The sequence below is a fragment of the Neoroseomonas lacus genome (genome assembly GCF_014644535.1).
Lineage (GTDB): Bacteria > Pseudomonadota > Alphaproteobacteria > Acetobacterales > Acetobacteraceae > Neoroseomonas > Neoroseomonas lacus.
This window is the reverse complement of the sequence record NZ_BMKW01000005.1, coordinates 192,037-214,023: the sequence shown is the minus strand read 5'-3', so window position 1 is coordinate 214,023 and position 21,987 is coordinate 192,037. Positions and strand designations below refer to the sequence as shown.

Sequence of the window (21,987 nt, the reverse complement as noted above, 5' to 3'; positions counted from 1 at the left end):
GCGTCAGCGCGGCGCGACCAGCATCCGCATCCCGCCGCGCGGCCGCAAGGCCAGGCGGCAATTCGGCTGCGGGGTGAAGCCCGGGGCGAGGGTGAAGCGGAAGCGGCGGAACAGGATGGCGGCGAAGACCATGACCTCCGCCATGCCGAAGGCGGCACCGGCACAGATGCGCGGCCCGACGCCGAAGGGCATATAGGCGAAGCGCGGCCGCTGGCGTGGCGCGTCGCCGAGGAAGCGTTCGGGACGAAAGGCGTTCGGCGCCTCCCAAAGGGCCTCGTGCCGGTGCAGCAGCCAGGGCACGGCGAGTACGATGTCGCCCTTGCGGATATCCCATCGGCGGATGCGGTCGGGCTCCGTCGCCTGGCGGGCAAAGACCGCGACGGGCGGGTAGAGCCGCATCGATTCCTGCACCACCGCGCGGGTGTAGGCGAGGCCCTGGAGGTCGGCATGGCCGGGCGGCGCGGCTGGCAATTCGGCGGCCATGCGCTCGGCGGTCGGCGGGTGCAGGGCGGCGAGCATCGTCGTCCAGGTGAGCGTGATCGCCGCCCCCTCGGCGCCGGCGAGGAGGAACATCACCACCTCATCGAGCAGCCGCTCCCCGGTCAGCACGGGCGAACCGTCGGCGCGATGGGCCGCGCGCAGCGCCTTGAGCAGCGGCGTGCCGCCTTCAGGGCCGGCGGCGTCGATCAGCCGCGCGACACGGCCGCGCAATTCGGCCGCGAGCCGCTTCGCACGTCGCCGCGTCAGCCAGCCCAGCATGTCCGGCAGGCCCATCAGGCCGAACAGGTCCACCACCTCCGCCGCGTCCTGATAGGCGGTGAAGGTCTCGGCGATGATGCGCGCCTCATCGGCCGAGGCGGTGTCACCGAACATCGCCAGCAGCAGCACATGGCTGATGGCGGCGGCATAGGCGGCGGCGACATCGACCGGCCCCTCGGCGCGGGCAAGACCCTCGGCACAGGTCTCGGCGGCCTGGATGTAGCAGGGGTGGAACTGCGCGAGGCCGGACGGGTGGATCGGTGGGCTGATCGCCTCGCGCTTCTCGGCCCAGTCATCGCCCGAGGCGATGAAGCAGGAGCCACCAACGACCGGGCGCAGCGCATCCTCGAGGAAGCGGGATTTGCGCTGGTAGATCTCGTGGCGGGTGACGAAGACCTCGCGCACCACCTGCGGCGCATTGGCGACGAGGATCAGCCGGCCGGGCAGCCGGGTGGTGAAGACCTGGCGGCGATAGGCGTCGCGCGGGAAGATCGAGAGCACATCGCGTCGCGCGCGCAACAGCCCGCCAATCGCCGATGGCTCGCGTGGGGCCGGCGGCGGCATGGGCGGGATGAAATCGGCGATGGCCTGCATGGCGGCAGGATAGGCCGCCGCGGCCGAACGGTCACCGGCGGTCGGCCGAGTCCATGGCATCGCCGCGCCCGTAATGGCGTTCCAGCCGCCGCTGCACGATGTCCCACAGCGTCGTCAGCACCAAGTAGTAGATCGCCGCGACGGTGAACAACTCCAGCACCAGGAAGCGTTCCTGGATCAGCAGTTGGGTTCGGCGCAGCAATTCATCGACGCTGATGACCGAGGCGATCGAGGTGGTCTTGAGCAGCCCGTTCACGCTGTTGCCGAGCGGCGGAATGATGACGCGCAGCGCCTGCGGCCAGGTGACCAGGCGGAACACCTGCGGCCGCCGCAGGCCCAGCGCGCGGGCGGCTTCCTGCTGGCCGCGCGGCACCGCCTGGATGCCGGCGCGGACAATCTCGGAGAGATAGGCGCCCTCGTTCATCGACAGGCCGATCAGCGCGGCCTCCCAGACATCGAATCGCAGGCCGATGAGCGGCAGGCCGGTATAGATGATCAGCAACTGCACCAGCAGCGGCGTGCCGCGGAACAGCCAGCAATAGAACACCGCGAAGCCGGACATCACGCGCTGCCCGGACAGGCGCATCAGCGCCAGCGCGATGCCGATGGCCAGGCCGATCAGCAGCGATGCCACCGTCAGCCCGACGGAGATGATCGCCCCTTCCAGCAGGTAGGTGTTTAGCAGCGAATCGAAGAAGCCGTCCCAACGCCAGACCTGCATGGAGGAGCGATCCCTTGCCGCGCCGCGTCAGGCCGGGCCCACCACCTCGAACGGCCCGTCATAGGGCGTGACGCCGTAGCGATCGAGCAGCGCCTGGAAGGAGCCATCCGCCTTCATCGCGGTCAGCACGCTGGCGACGCCCTCGGCGAGCAGCTTGGAGCGGAAGCCGAAGTTGATCGGCGTGCCATAGAGGCCGGAGATGGCGCGGGTGAAGTCGCCGCGGTCCTGGTATTCCTTCGCCGTGCTGTCGATGGAAATGGCCGCGTCGAGCTGCCCCGCGCGCAGCGCCTGGAAGGAGACCGCGAAATTGTCGAAGGCGCGGATCTGCAGCGGCGCCAGCCCCTTGGCGCGCAGGTCGTTCGACATATCGGTGGTGCGGCGGAACTCGAAGCCGCCCTGCTCGACGCCGACGCGCAGGCCGGCGAGGTCATCGACCTTGGTGATGTTGCGCGGATTGCCGTTCGGCACCGAGACGCTGATCGCCTGCTGTTCGTAGCGCACCAGGTACATCAGACGCTGGCGTTCCTCGGTGTAGAACATGCCGGTGTTGATCATGTCCCACCGTCGCGCCGCGAGGCCGGGGATCATGGCGGCGAATTCAACGCGCACATGCTCGGCCTGGAGGCAGAGTCGCCGGGCGATCTCGGTGCCGAGTTCGACGCGCATGCCCTTCAGCGTGCCGGTGCTGTCGACGAACTGCATCGGCGGCAGCGTCGGGTTGGTCGACATGGTCAGCGTGCCGGCCTTCACCAGCTCGCCATTGGGGATGACCTGGACGCAGGCGGGTGCCTGGGCAAAGGCGGGGGTCGCCAACAGCGAGGCGCCGGTGGCGAGGAAAGCGCGGCGTTCCATGATGTGAAGTCTCCCTATTCTGCCGCCTGGGCGGCGACGCTCATCAGGCCGATATCCTGCAAGACCTGCGCCAGCGCCGGCATGTCGCGCGACGGCAACGGGAGCCTCGGCGGGCGTGGTGGGCCCATATCCATGCCCATCAGGCGGAACGCCGCCTTGGTGCCGGAGACGTAGCGCGGCCCGCCAACCCAGGGCAGCAGCGGCGCCAATTGGCGGTACAGCGGTAGCGCCTTGTCACGGTTCGCCTCGAAGGCGGCCGTGTCGAACATCTCGGATGACAGACGCGGGGCGACGTTGCTGCACACCGCGACCCAGCCGATCGCGCCGAGCCAGGCGCTTTCATAGCCCAGCACGCCGGCGAAGACCTCCATGCGGTCGCCGCACAGGGCGATGATGTCGCGCACGCGCGTCGCCTCCAGCGTGCTTTCCTTGACGTAGCGGCAATTCGGGATGCGGCTGATCTCGGCCAGCATCGCCGGCGTCATGTCCACGTTCGACGTCGCCGGGTTGTTGTAGACCATGATCGGGATGCCGATCGCCTTGGCCACCGTGTCGTAGTGGTGGACCAGTTCTTCCAGCGTCGGCACGGAATAGAAGGGCGGGATGATCATCACGCCGTCGGCGCCGAGCGCCTCCGCTTCCTTGGACAGCGCGACGACATCGCGCGTGTCCTCCATGCCGGTGCCCATGATGACGGGCACGCGGCCGGCGGCGGCGCGGATGACGGTCTCGGTGATGGCGGTGCGCTCCTCGCGCGACACCGAGAGGAACTCGCCCGTCGAGCCCAGCGGGATCAGGCCGCGGACGCCCTCGGTGATCTGGTATTCGACCAGGCGTTCCAGCGCCTTCAGGTCGACCGCGCCGCCATCGGCCGTGAAGGGGGTGACCAGCACCGTATAGGTGCCGCGGAAGGGTTCACGGGACATGCGCGGTCTCCGGGGATGGACGCGGCAGGGCCGCATGCGATGATCGGAGACCGTTTACTCTGTCCCGGCAAGGTCATGCGACTTACTTCACCGACCATCACGCCGTCCGCCACCCCGATCCGCTTCCGCTTCGACGACCGCGAGGTCGAGGCGTTGCCGGGCGAGACCATCGCCGCCGCCTTGTCGGCCGCCGAAATCCTGGCATTCCGCCACACCGCGTCGGGCGTGCCACGCGGCTTGTGGTGCGGCATGGGCGCCTGCTGGGATTGCATCGTCACGGTCGATGGCAAGGCGGGGCAACGCGCCTGCCTGGTGAAGGCGAAGGCCGGCATGCGGGTGGAGGGCGCGCTGCCCACCGCCCCCGCGCCGCTGGCCGAGGCACCGGCCGAGATCGCTGAGCACGCTTGCGACGTGCTGGTGGTCGGCGCGGGCCCGGCGGGGATTTCCGCCGCCATCGCCGCCGCCCATGCGGGCGCGGATGTGGTGGTGCTGGATGAACGCGCCGAGGCCGGCGGGCAGTATCTGAAGCCGCTCGCCCCGAGCCACGCCAATGCCTCGCCGGATGCGCAGTTCCGCAAAGGTGCGGCGCTGGTCGAGGAAGCCCGCGCGGCCGGCATCGTCATTCATCACGGTGCAACGGTGTGGGGCGGCTTCGCGGCGGATGAGATCGCCGCGCTGGTCGATGGCGCCGCCGTCACTTTCCGCCCGAAGCGGCTGGTGCTCGCGCCGGGCGCGCATGAACGGCCGGTGCCGGTGCCAGGCTGGACGCTGCCCGGGGTGATGACGACCGGGGCGTTGCAGACCCTCGCCCGAGCCCAGCGCGTCAGCCCGGCCGAACGGGTGGTGATCGCCGGCAGCGGGCCGCTGAACCTGCAACTCGCCTGCGAATTGCTGGCCGGCGGCGTGCAGGTCGCCGCCGTGGTGGAGGCGGCGCCGAAGCCAGGGCTCGGCGTGTGGCGCGAGATGCTGACGCTGGCACGGACCGCGCCGGATCTCGCCTGGGATGGGCTGCGCTACCTCGCCACGCTGAAGCGCGCGGGGGTGCCGGTGCTGTGGGGCGCCACCATTCTCGGCTGCGAGGGCAGCGACCGTTTCACCGCGCTGCACGTCGCCACACCCGATGGCGAACGCCGCATCGAAGCCGGCGTTTCCGCGCTGAACATGGGGTTCCAACCGGAGACCGGCCTCGCCCGCGCGCTGGGCTGCGCGCAGCGTTTCAGCACCGAGGGGCCGGGGGCCGAGATCGGTCGGCTGGAGACGGTGACGGACGAGGTAGGCCGCAGTTCCATCCCCGGCGTCTTCGCGATCGGCGATGGCGCGGCGATCGGCGGGTCGCGCGTGGCGCTGGCGCGCGGGCGGCTGGCGGGCCTGGCCGTCGCGCGGGAATTGGGGCTCTCGGTGGCGGAGGATGCGGCGGCGCGGCGCGACCTCGACCAGGCGCTGGCCTTCCAGTGTGCCTTGTGGCGAGTGTTTGCCGCGCCCGCCTTCGACGCCACCGCGATTGCCGATGCGACCGTGGTCTGCCGCTGCGAGGAGGTGACCGCCGGGGCGCTGCGTGCGGCGATGGGAAGCGATGCACGGACCCTTGCCGCGCTCAAGAAGCAGACCCGCGCTGGCATGGGACGCTGCCAGGGCCGCATGTGCGGGGCCACCATGGCCCGGCTGGTCGGCGGCAACGCCGAGGAAGCCGCCTTCGCCGCCCCGCGCGCGCCGGTCCGGCCGATCCCCGCGGCCGCGCTGATGCGCGAATTGCCGGAAGGCTTCGACGCGCCGGTCATCCACGACCCTGTGCCAACCTTCTGGCGCAGCCCCGCCATGCCGCTGGCGGCGGAGAACCGCGCCTGCGACGTGCTGGTGATCGGCGGCGGCGTGCTTGGCCTGTCCACCGCGCTCTACCTGGCGCGCGAGGGGCTGGACGTGCTGGTGGCCGACCGGTCGGAACCCGGCCTTGCCGCCAGCACCGCCAATGCCGGCAGCCTGCATGTGCAACTGCTGTCCTATGATTTCGGTGACAAGGCGGAGGCGCTCGGCACCGCCGGGCCGGCGGCGGCGACCTTGCCGCTCGGGCCGCGCTCGATCGAACTGTGGAAGGAGATCGCGCGCGATGCCGGCGAGAGCTGCGGCATCCGCACCGAGGGCGGGCTGATGCTGGCCGAGACCGAGGCCGAACTCGCCTGGCTGCACGGCAAGACGGCGGTCGAACGGGGCGCCGGGGTCGAGAACCATGTCGTTGGCGCGAATGAGCTGCGCGACATCGCGCCCTATCTGACGCCGCGCTTCCTGGGCGCCGCCTTCTGCCCACAGGAAGGGCAGATCGACCCCCTGCGCGGAACCGCGGCCCTGCTGGCGCTGGCGAAGCGCGCCGGGGCGCGGGTGGCCGGCGGCGTCGAGGTCACCGGCATTGCCCGCGACGGCGCGGGTTTCAAGGTCGCCACCGAGGGCGGCACCATCCGCGCCGGGCGGGTCGTCGTCGCGGCCGGGCCGTGGTCAGGGCGGATCGCGGCGCTGGCCGGCGTGACGCTGCCGGTCGGCGGGCTGGTCCAGCAGGTCATCGCCACCGAGGCGACCGCGCCGATCATCCCGCATCTGGTCGCCCATGCCGGGCGGCACCTGTCCTTCAAGCAGGGACCGCTGGGGCATCTGCTGATCGGCGGCGGGTGGCCCGGCGCCTATGACGCCGCGACCGGCGCCACGCGCAACCGGCGCGAGAGCATCGAGGGCAATCTGTGGGTCGCCGGGCATGTCGTGCCGGCCGTCGCGGGCCTTTCGGTGCTGCGCGCCTGGACCGGGATGAACGTGCATATCGACCGCGCGCCGATCCTGGGCGAGGCGCCGGGTTGCCCGGGCTTCTTCGCCGCGGTGACCTCCTCGGGCTACACGCTCGGGCCGGTGGCGGGACGGATGACGGCCGATGCGGTGCTCGGCCGGGAGCCGGTGGCGCCCGCCTTCTCGATCGCCCGCTTCGGCTGAACCGCGGGCGGGGAAGATTCCTCCACCACGACGGCAATGCGTGTAGTCTCCGGCCAACGGTCAGGAGGATTCACTATGCGCCCGTTGCTCCCCCCGCTCGCGCTGCTTGCGGCGCTGCTCGGCGCCCCGGTTCTCGCGCAGCCGGTACCCGACCCGGTGGCCGACAGCATCGTGCGCAACCTGACGCGCGGGCTGCGCATCCCTGGCCAGAGCACCGAACCGCCTGCGGCGACGGGCGCGGCCGGGATGGCGGTGCAGCCGGCCACCACCGCGCCGCCCGACCGCCCGGCCGTCTCGCTGATGGTGATCTTCCCGACCGGCTCCGCCGCGCTCACGCCACAGGCCGAGGCGCTGGTGGCCTCCCTCGCCCGCGCCCTGGCCAGGCCCGAACTCGCCCGCGCGCGCTTCCGGATCGAGGGGCATACCGACACGGTTGGCGCCACGGCCATGAACCAAGCCCTGTCCGAACGACGGGCGGCGACGGTGCGCGAGGTGCTGGTGACCCGCTACGGGCTGGAACCGGGACGGCTCGAGGCGGTTGGTCTTGGCGAGACACAACTTCTGGTGCTGACGCCGGACGGGCGGGCCGAGGCGCGCAATCGGCGCGTGCAGGTGATCAATCTGGGGGAATGAGGCGGCGCGGCCAAATGCGTGTCTAAACAACACCATCGCGCAATATGCGATCGAAATTCATCAATCGATTGTTCATAAATTTTGAGATTCGGCCTATCCTCACGGAAACCACAACCGAGTTCCGTGCGAGTGACCGTGACGGCCTGCCTGCCTTCCCGCCAGAACCTGACGCTGTGCCTGGCCCTGGCCATTGCCCTGCCGGGTGCTGCGCTGGCCCAGGCGCCGATCAACGTCCCCCGGCCACCGCCGCCGCCGGTTGACCTGCGGGACCGCATCCTGCCGCCCACCGCGCCCAACCTTTCCCCGCGCACGCAGCCGCCGCCGCCCGAGGCGCGGCGCGGTCCCGGCGAGGGCCAGCGTGTTGCGATCAGCACCGCCACCGTGCAGGGCAACACCGCAGTCGAGACGGCGGATTTACGTCCCTTCCTGAGCCCGATCGAAGGCCAGACCGTCGCGCTGTCCGAGATTGAACAGACGCGGCTTGCTCTGCTGGGCGCGTATCGCCGGGCTGGTTACCCCTTCGTCTCGGTCGCCGCCGCGCTGGTGCCGGGGCCCGATGGGCGGGCCGAGGCGCGCTTCGCCATCACAGAGGGCTATGTCTCCGAGGTGCGGCTGGATGGCGATATCGGCCCGGCCGGCACCCAGGTGCTGCGCTTCCTGGAACGGGTGAAGGAGGAACGGCCGGTCTCGACCGCCGGGGTGGAGCGCGCCCTACTGCTGGCCTCGGACGTGCCGGGCGTGCGGGTGCGCGGCGTACTGCAGCCGATCCAGGGCGAACCTGGCGCGCTGCGGCTGGTCGCGCAGGTCTCTCGCTCGGCGGTCAGCGGCTATTTCAATGTGGACAACCGCGCCTACCAACTCACCGGCCCGTGGGAGGCGTTGTTCGTCGGCGGCGTGAACTCGCTGACCGAGTATGGCGAACGGACCGAGGTGACGCTGTTCGGGTCGGAACAGGGAACGCAGTGGTTCACCCAGGGCGGCGTCGAGACCTTCATCGGTGGGTCGGGCCTGCGCCTGCGGGTATATGCCGGCATGGGCAACACGCTGCCCTCGGGCCAGCTCTCCCAGATCGGCTACAATGGCGAAACCGCGTTGGCCGGCGTCGTCGCGACCTATCCGATCATCCGGTCCCGACCGGCCAATCTCTGGGCGGTCGCGCAGTTCGACATGTTCGACAGCACGACCTACACCGGCGTGGGCACCTCCTCGGGGCGTTCGCTGGCGGGGCGCGACCATATCCGCACGGCGCGCGGCGGCTTCGACGGCCAGGCGCTCGACAGCGTCATCCCCTTCACGCCGGCAGCGACGAACCAGGCCGCCTTCCGCGTCCACCAGGGCATCATCGACTGGGATGCCACCGCGAATGACGACCCGCGCGCGACGCGCATCGGCTCGGAATTCGACTTCACCAAATGGACCGGCGAATACCAGCGGGTGCAGCCGATCTTCTCGCCCTTCGACGGCGCGATGATCAACATCCAGGCCTATGTGAACGGGCAGTGGTCGACCAACGTCCTGCCCAATGCCGAGAAATACTATCTCGGCGGAAACCGGCTCGGCCGCGGCTTCTATTCCGGGCAGGTGACGGGCGACTACGGCTATGGCTATGCGCTCGAGCTGCAGCTCGACCTTGCCTACGACATCCCGGCCGAGCCGTCGCTGGGCAATAATCGCGGCACCACGCAGTTCTACATGTTTCGCGACATGGGCTGGGCCTACCAGAATCTGGTCACCGATGCGGACCGGCGGCTGTCCTCCTGGGGTGGCGGCGTGCGCACGGTGGTCGCCGATACGGTGCAGGTCGATGTCGAACTGGCGCGCCGCATCACAACGCAGCCCGATGGGCAGTTCTCGGAACCGCTGCGCGCGACACAGCTCTATTTCCGCACGCTGATCAGGTTCTGACCGATGACGCGCAGCACCACGCCCCGCAAGACGCGCCGCACGGCGGCCCGCCGCGACGCCGGCCCGGCCCCTGCCCTGCCACCGGCCCGCCGCGCGCCACAGCGCTGGTGGCTGCTGGCGACCACCGCACTGCTGCCGGTGACAGCGCCAGCGCTGGCGCAGACCACCGGGCCGACCGGCGGCCAAGTCGTCGCCGGCCAGGCCAGCATCGCGCAGTCCACCGGGCGGACCACCATCACCCAGGGCACCAACCGCGCCGCGATCGACTGGCAGCAATTCAACGTCGGCAGCGGGCACACGGTGCAGTTCGTGCAGCCCAGCCAGGGCTCCTGGACGCTGAACCGCGTCGTCGGGCCTGATCCGTCCGTCATCGCCGGGCGCATCCAGGCCAATGGCGGCGTCGCCATCGTCAACCAATCGGGCATGGTGTTCGCGGGTGGCGCGCAGGTCGATGTCGGCTCGCTGATCGCTTCGGCGGCCAATATCACCAACCAGAACTTCATGGCCGGCCGGATGGTGTTCGACGGCCAGCCGCGTCGCGGCGCGCGGGTCGAGAACCACGGCACCATCACCGTCGCCGATCGCGGGCTCGCCGCGCTGGTCGGGCCGGGCGTGTCTAATTCCGGCGTCATCCGCGCCAATCTCGGTCGCGTCGCGCTCGGTGCGGCGGAGACCTTCGTGCTCGACCTGGCCGGTGACGGGCTGATCGGCATCGATGTGACGCGCGCCGTCACCACGGCGCCCGATGGCAATGCCGCGCTGGTCACCAACAGCGGCGTCATCGAGGCCGCGGGCGGGTCGGTGCTGCTCTCGGCCCATGCCGCCTCGGGGCTGGTCGAGGACCTGGTGCGCAACACCGGCCGGATCGAGACGCCGACGCGCGCCGGCCGCACCGGCGAGATCGCGCTGCGCGCGGATGGCGGCGGCGTCTATCTCGACGGCACGCTGACCGCCACCGGTGATGCATCCGCGCGCGGTGGCCGCGTGGCACTCCAAGCGACCGGCCAGGTCACCGTCGGCGCCGCCGCGCGCATCGATGCCTCGGGCGGGACGAGTGGCGGCCAGGTGCTGGTGGGCACCACCGGGCGCGGGCACAACCAGACCATGGCCGCGCGCACCACGGTCGCGCGCGGGGCGACGATCAGCGCCGATGCCACCAGCAACGGCCAGGGAGGCGAGATCGTCGTCAACAGCACCGACCGCACCGAGATGCGCGGCACGCTCTCGGCGCGCGGCGGCGCCACGGGCGGCAATGGCGGCTTCATCGAAGTCTCCGGCCAGTCCGACTTCGTGCTTGATGGCATCGTCGACCTGCGCGCCCCGGCGGGCACGGCGGGCGAATTCCTCCTCGACCCGCGCAACATCTTCATCGCGGATGCGACCACGCCGCTCGGCATCGCCGGCAACAGCGTGACCGAGACGCCGGCCGACCTCACCACCGTCGCCGGCTCCGTCACCGGGCCGGGTGCGGTCAGCGCCACCAGCGGCGGCGGCGGCGGCTGGGTTCGCATCACGCCCGATGTGCTCGAAGGCTATGCCGCCGGCAACATCACGCTCGAGGCCACGCGCCAGATCGTCATCGGCGACGCGGTGGACCGCACCGCCGCCGGCGACCTCACGCTGCGCGCGGGCCTCGGTGGCACCGCCGGCACCGGCGACATCACCCAGCGCAGCGGCGCCAATGTCTCGGTCAATGGCGTGCTCACGCTCGAGACCGGCGCCGGCGGGATCTTGCTGGGGGCGGATCTGCGCGCGACCGGGGTGTCGCTGTCGGCCAGCGGCAACATCACGCAGACCGGCGGCAGCATCGCCCACCGGGTCGCCGGGACGGAACTGCCGCTGAGCGCCGCGGCCTCCGGCGGCAGCGCGGCGGTCGGCCTGACCAGCGCGACGAATGGCGCCATCGCGTTGCTCGCCAGCAGCGCTGGCGGCAATTTCGCCCTGACCGGTGCCGCGATCCGCGTGACCGGTGCGCTGACCGCCAATACCGTGGCGCTGACGGCGATGACCGGGGCGCTCGCTCTTGAAGCGGATCTGCGGACGACCGGCCTGACGCTGGCGGCCATCACCGGAATCTCGCAGGGCGCGGGGGTGACGATCGAGCATCCGGACGGAGCCAATGTCGGCCTGCCGATCTGGGCTTCGGTGAGCGGCACGGGCGACATCGTGCTCGACCAGGCGAACGGCAGCCTGCAGTTGCAGGATGGCGGCACGGCGAATGGGCTGCTGCGCGTCAGTAGCAGCCGCGGCATCGAGTTAGTCACCAGCCAGACCCTGTCGGTGGCCGGCGCGACCACCTTCACCGTTACGGGCAACGACGCGCCGCTGGTGCTCAATGGCGCGCTCCACACCGACAGCGTGACGATGACCGTCAACGGGCCGGTCACCCAGGCCGCCGACGCGGTGCTGGCGCGGCGGGCCGCCGATGGCAGTGCGGACCTCGCGAGCGCCCTGCCGGTCACGGCCACCGTCACTGGCAATGGCCATGCGCTCGACCTGTCGGGGGCCAATGGCACGCTGCAGGTGCTCGGCGCGACCACCGCGGATGGCAACATCGCGCTGCGCGGCCGGGCCCTGACGATCGATGGCGCGGTGACGGCGGAGGCGAATGGCGCCGCGCGCAGCGACGCGACGCTGACCGCGACGACCGGCGACGTGGCGATGAATGCCGCCATGACGGCGCGCAATGCCACCGTCAGGGCGGCCGGCGGCGTCACGCAATCCGTGGCGCTCGACCTCGGCGGCACCGGTGGCGGCCGGCTGACCGTGCGCGGGGCCAGCGGCTCGGCGAGCAGCGCGGCGGCGTCGATCAGCCTGACCGAGGCGAATGCGGTCACCCAACTCGATGCGCGCGCGACCGGCGCGCTTGCCTTCACCGCTGCCGGGGCGCTGACGGTGACGCAGGCGCGCGGCAATGGCGTGACCCTGGTCGGCGGCGCGTTGCAGGTGGCCGGGGGGGGCGCTAGCGGTGTCGTCGGCACCGGCACCGGGGACGTCGCGATCATCGCCGACAGCCTGGCAGTGGCCGGCATGCTGCGCGCGACGGCGGGGCGGACCATATCGCTGCGGGTCGATGCGCTGGACCTGGCCGGCGGCACCGTCACGGCCGGCACCGGCGGGAGGGTCGAGATCGGCCCCCGGTCGAGCGATTACGCCGTGCAGGTCGGCACCGCGGGCAACCCGGCCGGCACGCTGGAACTCGCCACCTCGGATCTCGCGGCGATCACCACCGGCACGTTGCAGCTTGGGCGCACGACGATCGCCAGCGAGGCGACGCAGACCATCACCGCGAACGGGCTGTCGGTGGTCGAGGCGATCTCGCCCGGAGCCGCGCTGTCGCTGCTCAGCGCCAACGGCATCAGCGTCTCGGCCGATGTCACCGCGCCGTCGGTGCGGATGCAGACCACCAGCGGCGATATCGCACTCGGTGCGGTCAGCATCCAGGCGAATGGGCCGGGGGCGGCCATCACGCTGCTCTCGGCCAACGCGATCACGCAGGCGGCCGGCGGCGCGCTGGTGTCTCCTGCCGGGACCACCGTGGATCTGGTGGCGCATGCACAGGCGGGGATCGCACTGGCCGGGACCGGCGATTTCCGCCTGGCCGGCGGCGAGACACCGAGCGGGGTGAGCGGCGAGCGCTCGCTGTATTCCTGGTACGGGATCGATTTCGCGACAACCGGAACCATCACCGTCTCGGCGCCGGTTGAGTCGCTGGCGTCCTCCACGATGGTTTCGCTCAGCGGCAGAGCCATCTCGGTCGAGGCGCCGATCACTACCTCCGTGGGTTCGCAACTGAATCTGACGGCGGCCGGGAACGGGGCCGGCAGCACCATCACCCAGACCGCCGCCGGCCTGCTCACCACTGGCACGCTGACGCTCGCCGCCGATGGCGCGATCGACCTGGCGCAGGCGGCCAATCTGGTTGGCACGCTTGGCGCCGCCAGCTTCAACGGGGCGTTCGGCTTGCGCAGCGCCACCGGCTTCACGCTGGGCATGACGCTCGCACCGACCGATGCCGGCGCGGCGGACATCACCCTCATCGCCGATGCCGGCGACATCCTGTTGCAGGCCGCGATCGGCGCTGGCGCCGGCACCGTGCGGCTCGACGCGGGCAATGGCGACATCATCCAGAACAGCGCCGGCGCGGCGATCACCGCCGGGCGGCTGGAACTGAACGCCGGCGGCGACGCGCTGCTCGACCCGACCCTGGCGGCGGACCGCAATGCGGTCGGCGTGCTCGGGACCAGCACGGTGGGCGGGATCCTCGCCTTCAACGCGGCGGGCGACCTCGCGCTCGATGGCAGCATCGTCCAGTCGGGGCCAGGTGGCATCGCCCGGATCGAGAGCGGCGGCACGCTGACGCTCAATGCCGGCGCGACGTTGGGCTTCGGTGCCATCACCCTGACCGCGCCGGGGCAGATGACGCTGAGCGGCACCCTCGGTGTCGACCAGGCGACCCCGGTCAGCGCCGTGCGCATCGGCACCGGGGCCGGCATCACGCAGGAAGCGACGGGGCGCATCGCCGCCGACAGCCTCGGCATCCGCGCCACCGGGGATGTGCTGCTGAGCGACGGCAGCAACGATGTGCGGCTGATCGCGGCGGCGACGGATGGCGTGTTCGCGCTCGATACCGCCGGTGCGCTGGCCACGACCTCGCTCGCTGCCGTCCCGCTGCCGGACGCGGCGGCGGCCACGGTCTCCGGCGTGCTGGGCAGTTCCGTCACGCTGTCGGCCAGTGACCTCACCATCAATCCGGCGACGCTCGGTGGCGGGGCCGGCGTCGTCGCCTCGGCGAGCGATGGCGTGGTGACGCTGCGGGCCGATGCGCTGGCGCTCAACGCCATCGTCACCGCTGGCGACCCGCTGGGCAGCCCCAGCTACAACGGCACGATCGTGGTGGCGCCGCGCACGGTGGATCGCGCAGTGGTCATCGGCGGGGTGGATGCCGGCGCGCTCTCGATCTCCCAAGCGATGTTGCAGGCGCTGATCGCGCGCAACCTCGTCATCGGGCGATCCGATGCGACGGCCGGCATGCTGACCGTGGCCGGGGCGGTGGCCCCGTTGAACGGCGTGAATACGGTGCTGCTGCAGGGCGGCGGCATCGTGTTCGACGATGTGTTCACCCTGTCGACCACGGGCGGGCTGCTGACGCTTTCGGCGGTGACCGGCGATATCAGCCAGGGCAGCGGCGCGGTCGTCGCCTCGCAGCTTTACGCGGAGGCGCTGGCCGGTTCCGTGTGGCTCGACGGAACGACGGCGCTGAACCAGGTCGGCCAACTCGCAGGGTCCGCCGCAACCGGGCAGGATTTCGCCTTCCGCGGCGCGGGGTCCTACGTCATCGCCGCGCCGGGGATCACCGCGCCCGACGGCACCGTCACGCTGGTGGCGCCGTCGGGCGGGATCACGCAGGCGCTCGCCGCGCCGATCACCGCGGACCGGCTGTCCATCAACGCCTCGGGTGCCGTGGTGCTCGATGGCGGTGGGGCGACGGCCGGCGCCGCGGATATCAACCGCGTCGCCACGCTCGGCCCATCGTCGGGTTCCAGCGTCACGCTGCGCAATGGCAACGCGCTGACGGTGGAGGGCGTCACCGCAACCGCCTTCGCCGGCAGCAGCGTGGTGCTGGAGGCGCCGGACCTGACCCTGGCCGGCACCATCGCCGCCAGCACCGCCGATGGCCGTGTCATCCTGCGCACCGGCGCGGATTTCAATGCCCCGGCGACGGGCACCTCGATCACGCAGACGGGCGGCATCATCCGCGCACGGGACCTCTCGGCCTCGGCCGGTGACAGCATCAACCTCGCCCGCGACAATGAAGTGACGCGCCTCACCGCCGGCCGGGGCGTGGCGGCGGCGAGCACCGACAGCATCGTCATGCGCGACGGCGGCACACTGTCCTTCACCGATGCCCTCGGTGGCGTCGAGGTCGCAGCGCGCGTCAATGCCGGCACTGGCAGCGCGGTGCAGGTGGTCGCGGATGGCTTGACGGTCGCCCCGGGGCTGGCGGGAACGGTGTTCTACGCCCCCGGTGGCGTGGTGCGCTTCATGCCCTTCACCGTCGGCGCGACGATCGGCCTAGGCGGCTCGGGCGATGCCGTCACCTATGCAACCTCGCTGCTGCAACGTGTGCAGGCCGATCGCCTGATGATCGGCAACAGCGACGCCGGCACCATCACCCTGCGCCAGGCGCTGGACCTGACCGGCGCGAGCGCCCCGCTGACGCTCGAGCTGGCCAGCGACGGCGCGATCGTCGGCAGCGGCTTCAACCTTGCCGTCCGGCAGGTGAGTGCTACGGCGCGCGGCGCGGTCACGCTGGGCTCCGCCGGCAGCGCGATCGGGCGCGTCGTGGCGAATGAAGCCGGCACGGCCGGCATCAGCAGCGGCGGGCCGATCACCCTCACCACCGGCGGCGCGCTGGCGATCGACGCGGCGCTACGCTCGACCGGCGGTGCCATCGCCCTGACCGCGTCGGATTTCGCGATCGGGCCGGATGGTGGCGCGATCATCACCGGCACGCCCGGCACCATCCGCCTGCGCTCGACCAACGCTGCCGGCCTCGCCCTCGGCGTCACGGATGCCGATGCCGGGCTGTCGCAGGCCGAGATCGCGCGGCTCGATGCGGGTGGCGGCACGCTGCGCTTCGAAGGCGCGGCCATCGACTTCGTCGGCAACGTCGCGATCGCTGGCGCGGCGGCCAGCCTGCTCGACCTCGCCGCCAGCGGCGCCGTGACGCAATCGGGCGGCACCCTGTCGGCCGCGGCGTTGCGCGTGGATGGCGCCTCGGTGCAGATCGATCGGGACGGCAACGCCCTGCCGCGGATCGAGGCGACGGCGAGCGGCAGCATCGCCATCGCCACCGATGGCGCGACGACCGTCAGCGGCACGCGCAGCAGCGCGGGTAACGTGTCCATCACGGCCGACGGCGTCACGCTGTCCGACGCGGCGGGCAGCATCGCGGTGCAGGCGGCGGGGACGGCCACGCTGGTCGCGCGGGCCGGCAACATCACCGGCACGGCCGGCCTCGCCGCGGTACAGGCGACGACGCTCAATGCCACTGCGAGCGGCGCCGTCACCCTGACCGGCGACAATGCCGTCGGTACATTGGCGGCGATCGCCGGTACCGGCGTCGCCTTCGACAACACCATCGCGCTGACCGCCGGGGCGACCAGCGCGGGGGGCACCGCGATCGCCGGCGATGTGACGCTCTCGGCGCCGTCGCTGCGGCTCAATGAGGTGCTCGCCAGCGGCACGGTGGATCTGACGGCGCGCGCCGGCGGCATCGACCAGGCGGCCGGGGTGCGGCTCGCCGCCGCCACGCTGCGCGCCGGGGCGACCGGCGCCATCATCCTCGACGCGGCGAATCCGGACGGCACCGCGCGCAACCGGATCCTGGACATCGACGCGCTGACGGCGGGCAGCGACATCACGCTGCGCAATGCGCTGGCGCTGACGCTCGACCTGCCGCTCTCGGTGGGCGCCGGCCAGGTGCTGACGCTGGAAGCACCGAGCCTGACCCTCGGCGACGATCTTTCGGCCGGAGTGGGCGGGCGCATCGTCCTGCGCACCGGGTCGTTCCATGGCGGCATCGCCTCGGGCAACGACATCATCCAGACCGGCGGGACGATCAGCACGCCGCTGCTCGCCGCGCTGGCCGGCGGGCAGGTCAGCCTGGACCGTGCCGGCAATGCGATCGGCACGCTGGGCGGCGGGCGTTCCGCGGCGGGGGCAGACCTCGGCCTCGGCCTGACCGCCGGGACCAGCGGCGTGGTGCGCAGCAGCGGCTTCGGCGGCAATGCCGGCCTCGGCATCACCGGGGCGCTCGACATCGGCGCCGGTGGGTCGCTACTGCTGCGCGCGGACGACTTCGCCATCGCCGCCGCGATCCGCGTGCCGTCGGGCACCGTGACGCTGCTGCCCACCACGGCGGATGCCGGCATCGGCTATGTGCTGGGCGGGGCGGCGGGCGGCACCAATGCAGGGCGGATCACGCTCGACAGCACGGAACTCTCCTTCTTCCCGACCGGCACGCCGGCGGCGGAGCTCATCCTCGGCGCGCTGGGCGTGACCGGCGGGGTGGAGATCGCCGGCGATGTGTCGCTCGCCACCGGCGGCGCCAATCCGCGGGTGAACCAGTTGACGCTGAGCGGCGACGGCTCGCTGAGCCAGGCGGCCGGCACCGCCATCGATGTCGCCGCGCTGCGCGCCATCTTCCCCAATGGCAGCATCGGGCTCGACCCGGGTAGCGCGGGCAATCGCATCGCGGCGCTGGCGGGCATCGTCGCGGGTGGCGATGTGGCCATCCGTGGCGGGGCGGGGCTGATGAGGCTGCGCGATGGCGGCGACGGCACCGCCATCCGTGTCGGTGGCATGGCGCACAGCATCACCCTGCGGGCCGATGACCTCGACATCCAGGCCGCGGTCCAGGCGCCGGCGGGCGTCATCAACCTGCTGCCGGAGACGGCCGGGCGGACCGTCACGCTGGGTGGCGAGGGTGCTGGCACGCTGGCCCTGAACGTCGCGGAGATCACGCGGCTCGGCGGCGGCGGCGCGACGCTCGCCGCCCCGGCCGCGCTGCGCCTGCGCATCGGCGGCAGCGCCGACGGGACGGTGACGGCGGGCCACATCCGCATCATCGGCGATGTCGCGCTGCGCGGGCCGGGTGGCGAGCGCGCGCAGGTGCTGGAACTCATCGCCGGCAGCCCCGGCATCACTGGCGGCGCGGTGACGCAGACGGGCGGGACGGTCGATGTCGCGGCGCTGACCGGGTCCTCGCAGGGCGATTTCCGCGTCGATGGCGCCAATCTCATCGACCGCTTCGGCGAGATCTCGGCCGGCACGCAACGCGGCGGGCCGCCCATTCCGGCGCCGGTCGCGGCCGATGTGGCGCTGCGCAGCGCCGGCGACGCCGTGGTGGGCGGCATCACCGCCACGCGCGACGTGACTGTCGAGGCTGGCGGTGCGCTCACCACCGGCCCCGTGATCCTCGCCGACCTGCCAGGCAGCATCGGCCTGGTCGGCGCAACGATCACGGCGGGCGAGCAGGTCCGGCTCACCGCCGGCGGCGCGCTGTCGTCGGGCGGCATCGTCGGCCGGGACATCGTGCTGGACGGCGCGACGGTTCGCCTGACCGGCAACGTCCAGGGCAATGGCACCGCCGCCCGCTCCGTGCAGATCGTCAGCGACGGCGCAGTGACGCAGGACGCCGGCGCGCTGCTCTACACCGGGCTGCTAACCCTGCAGGCCGGCAGCATCGCGCTGCCCGACGACAATCAGATCGTCGAACTCGCCGGCCTGGTCGCTACCGGCCCGGTGCTCTCGCTCAACACCGTCCTGTCGCTGCTGGTGAACGGCCCGGTCAGCGCGGTCGGTAGCCTGTCCTTCAGCACCGACCAGGGGCTGACGGTCGCCAATACCGGCAGCATCACCGTGACCGGCGGGCCCGGCAGCGCGACGCTGCAGGCGGGCGGTGACATCGACTATGCGGGCGCCCTCACCACGACCGGCGCCGCGCGGCTGACGGCGGGCGGCGCGTTGTCCTTCACGGGTACCGCCGATGTGGGCGGCGGGCTGACCCTCGGTGCCGGCGCGGGCATGACACTCGGCGGCACCATCGCGGCCGGTGGCGGCATCCTCGCCAATGCCATCGGCGCGCTGTCCAGCACGGCGGGGCTGAGCACCGCCGGCGGCCTCAGCCTGATGGCCGGGGACACGATGGATCTCGGCGGCACCTGGTCATCCGGCGCCGCCGCCAGCTTCACCGCCGTCGGGCTGCTGTCCTACGGCGCGACGGGCAGCGCCGTTGGCGACGTCACGCTGACGACGCCCGACGCGATCGCGGCGACCGCCGCCAGTAGCATCGAAGGGGGCGGCACGGTGCGGCTCGGGGCCGGCACCACCCTCTCGGCCCTCGGCACCGTCCAGGGCGGGACGCTGGTGGCCCTGTCCGCCGCCAGCGGTGCGATGACCCTCGGTGGGATCATCGGCGCCGACGGCGCGCTGACCGCGACGGCGGGGGGCGCGATCACGACGACGGCCGCCCTCACCGCCACGGCCGGCGATGCGACGCTCGCGGCGGGCACGACACTCGATCTCGCCAATAGCTTAGTCGCAGGCGGGACTGTCAGGCTCGGCGCGGGTGGCGCGATGACGCTCACCGGCACGCTGGACGGCGCCCGGCTGGCCGCGACGGCAGGCGGCGTGCTGACCACCGGCGCGGCCATCCGAATGGCCGGCGATGTCGCGCTGAACGCGGGGGCCGCACTCGACGCCTCCGGCCTCATCGCCGCCGGCGGGGCGCTGACGCTTGGTGCCGGCGCCGGCATGACCCTCGCCGGCAGCTGGTCAGCCGGCGCGGCCGCCAGCTTCACCGCCGGGGGGACCGTCACCTATGGTGCGACGGGCAGCGGCGGCGGCGACGTCACCGTGACGACCCCCGGCGCCATCATCGCCGCAGCCGGGAGCAACCTGCAGGCGGCGGGCGCGGTGCGGCTCGAGGCCGGCACCACGCTCTCCGGCCGTGGCACGGTCCGCGGCGGCGCGCTGGTCGACATGCGCGCCGATGGCGGCGCGATGACGCTGGAAGGCGCGGTGCAGGCGGGCACCGGGCTGACGCTGCGCTCGGCCGGCGACCTCGCCACCGCCGCCACCGCGACGGCAGGTGGCGCGGCAGACATCGCCGCCGGCGGCAACCTCAGCCAGACCGGCCAAGTCACCGCGGCCACCGCCGTGCTGTCGGCGACGGGCGCGCTCGCGCAGTCTGGCCGGATCGTGACCAGCGGGGAGATGCGGCTGTCGGGCGGCGGCAGTGTCAGCAACAGCGGCACGCTGAGCGCAGGCGGGCCGGTCACCCTGGCCGCCGGCGGGGCGCTGATCCAGTCCGGCCAAGTGTCCGCCACCGGCGCGATGCAGGTGACTGGGGGCGGCGACGTCACCAACGCCGGCACACTGAATGCGAGCGGGCCGGTCACCCTGGCCGCGGGCGGGGCGCTGATCCAGTCCGGCCAAGTGTCCGCCACCGGCGCGATGCAGGTGACTGGGGGCGGCGACGTCACCAACGCCGGCACACTGAATGCGGGCGGGCCGGTCACCCTGGCCGCCGGCGGGGCGCTGATCCAGTCCGGCCAAGTGTCCGCCACCGGCGCGATGCAGGTGACTGGGGGCGGCGACGTCACCAACGCCGGCACACTGAATGCGGGCGGGCCGGTCACCCTGGCCGCCGGCGGGGCGCTGACCCAGTCCGGCCAGGTGACCGCCGCCGGCGCGATGCAGGTGACCGGGGGCGGCAACGTCACCAACGCTGGCACGCTGAGTGCGAGCGGGCCGGTAACCCTCGCGGCCGGCGGGGCGCTAACCCAGTCCGGCCAGGTGACCGCCGCCGGCGAAATGCGCTTGTCGGGCGATGGCGACGTCACCAACACCGGCACGCTGAACGCGGCCGGGCCAGTGACGCTGGCGGCGGGCGGATCGCTCGCCCAGTCCGGCCGGGTCAACGCCGCCGGGCAAATGCTGTTCTCGGCCGGCGCCAACATCTCCAGCACGGGCACGCTGGCCGCGGGCGGGCCGGTCACGCTGGTGGCCGACGGGTCGCTGACTCAATCGGGTCTTGTGCAATCGGCCCAGGGCGTCAGCCTGTCGGCCCGCGGGTCGCTCGGCCTGAGCGGCCAGATGACCGCCGGCGGGGACGCCACGCTCTCAGCGGGTGGGTTCGCCACGCTGGCCGACGGCAAGATCACTGCGACCGGCGCGGTGCGGTTGCAGGCCGGGCAAGGCGCCAACCTCCAGTCCTTCTCGATCGACCCGACGATCATCGTGCTGGAGACCGGTGGCCGAATGAGCGTCGTCTCCAGCACACTCACCGCCAGCGACAGCATCCGCATCGCCGGCGGGACCGTGGTGCTGCAGGACAACACCATCACCACCGGTACGCTCGACGTGGATGCGTCGGGCACGATGACGCTCAATGGCGGCCGCTACGTCATTGGCCGGGCGGTCGACTTCACCGCGCCGGGGGGCATCGCCTCACCGTCGACCATCGTCGTCGCCCCGCGCGACGGCGTGCTGCCGGCGGTGCTGTACGACACGCGCGGCCCCGGCGCGACGCCCGACCCGCTGATGGTGGTGCAGCCCGACATCCCCGGACTGCCGGCGAACCAGCAGGCGACCCAGGTCCGCCTGCCGGGCACAGAGGCGCCGGGCGCCTTCGGCGCCGCCTCCGCCGCCGCCGCCGGCCCGATGGAGATCAACATCGATGCCGGGCGGAGCGCCGTCTTCCTGCTGCTTGATGGCGGCACGGTGATCGGGACCATCGTCTCGGCCGGCCGGCTCGGCATTCATGGCACCGGCGGCTCGGCGGATCTGACGGGGCAGTTGTTCGACGGGTCGGGCGCGCTGATCGGCGGGCCGACCGCAGCACGCTTCGCCGACAGCACGCGGCCGGCCGGCACGAGCGCGCTGACGCGCTATCGCATCAATGGCTGCGTGGTCTCCTCCGTCAACTGCATCGTACCGAGCCAGGCGCTCACCATCCCGCAGGCGCCGCCGCAGCAGATCGACATCCGCCTGCGTGGCGGTGCGATCACCGACCCCGACGTGCAGCTGCCCAATGTGGCCGATGAGGATTACTGACCC

8 protein-coding genes are annotated in these 21,987 nt (G+C 72.2%); 4 read left to right on the top strand and 4 right to left on the bottom strand.

Features of this window, described 5'->3' with window-relative positions; genetic code table 11:
• Positions 1-3: 3 nt before the first annotated feature.
• Genes IEY36_RS11610 through IEY36_RS11595 form a run of 4 tightly spaced genes read right to left on the bottom strand, consistent with a single transcriptional unit; the run spans position 4 to position 3,852 of the window.
• Positions 4-1,413: a cytochrome P450 gene (locus IEY36_RS11610; protein WP_188967229.1), complete on the bottom strand. Its 1,410-nt coding sequence runs from the start codon at positions 1,411-1,413 to the stop codon at positions 4-6.
• Positions 1,385-2,074, bottom strand: coding sequence for an amino acid ABC transporter permease (locus tag IEY36_RS11605; protein ID WP_188967228.1), 690 nt, complete (start codon positions 2,072-2,074; stop codon positions 1,385-1,387). Before IEY36_RS11605 ends, IEY36_RS11610 begins: the two co-directional genes overlap by 29 nt.
• A gap of 27 nt (positions 2,075-2,101) precedes the next feature.
• Positions 2,102-2,926 carry an ABC transporter substrate-binding protein gene (locus IEY36_RS11600; protein ID WP_188967227.1) on the bottom strand — a complete coding sequence of 275 codons (825 nt, stop codon included), beginning with the start codon at positions 2,924-2,926 and terminating at the stop codon, positions 2,102-2,104.
• A gap of 14 nt (positions 2,927-2,940) precedes the next feature.
• Positions 2,941-3,852: a dihydrodipicolinate synthase family protein gene (locus IEY36_RS11595; protein WP_188967226.1), complete on the bottom strand. Its 912-nt coding sequence runs from the start codon at positions 3,850-3,852 to the stop codon at positions 2,941-2,943.
• A gap of 75 nt (positions 3,853-3,927) precedes the next feature.
• Between IEY36_RS11595 and IEY36_RS11590 the strand changes: the two genes are divergently transcribed.
• The 4 genes from IEY36_RS11590 to IEY36_RS11575 all read left to right on the top strand — a co-directional run bounded on the left by IEY36_RS11590 (position 3,928) and on the right by IEY36_RS11575 (position 21,984).
• Entirely contained in the window at positions 3,928-6,822 is a 2,895-nt protein-coding gene (locus IEY36_RS11590; protein WP_188967225.1) for an FAD-dependent oxidoreductase, read from the top strand.
• 75 nt (positions 6,823-6,897) lie between these two features.
• Positions 6,898-7,455, top strand: coding sequence for an OmpA family protein (locus IEY36_RS31240; protein ID WP_188967224.1), 558 nt, complete (start codon positions 6,898-6,900; stop codon positions 7,453-7,455).
• A gap of 129 nt (positions 7,456-7,584) precedes the next feature.
• A complete protein-coding gene (locus IEY36_RS11580; protein ID WP_188967223.1) occupies positions 7,585-9,360 on the top strand; it encodes a ShlB/FhaC/HecB family hemolysin secretion/activation protein in 1,776 nt (591 codons plus the stop codon).
• A gap of 3 nt (positions 9,361-9,363) precedes the next feature.
• Positions 9,364-21,984, top strand: a complete 12,621-nt coding sequence (locus IEY36_RS11575; RefSeq protein ID WP_188967222.1) for a two-partner secretion domain-containing protein — start codon at positions 9,364-9,366, stop codon at positions 21,982-21,984.
• Positions 21,985-21,987: the final 3 nt, after the last annotated feature.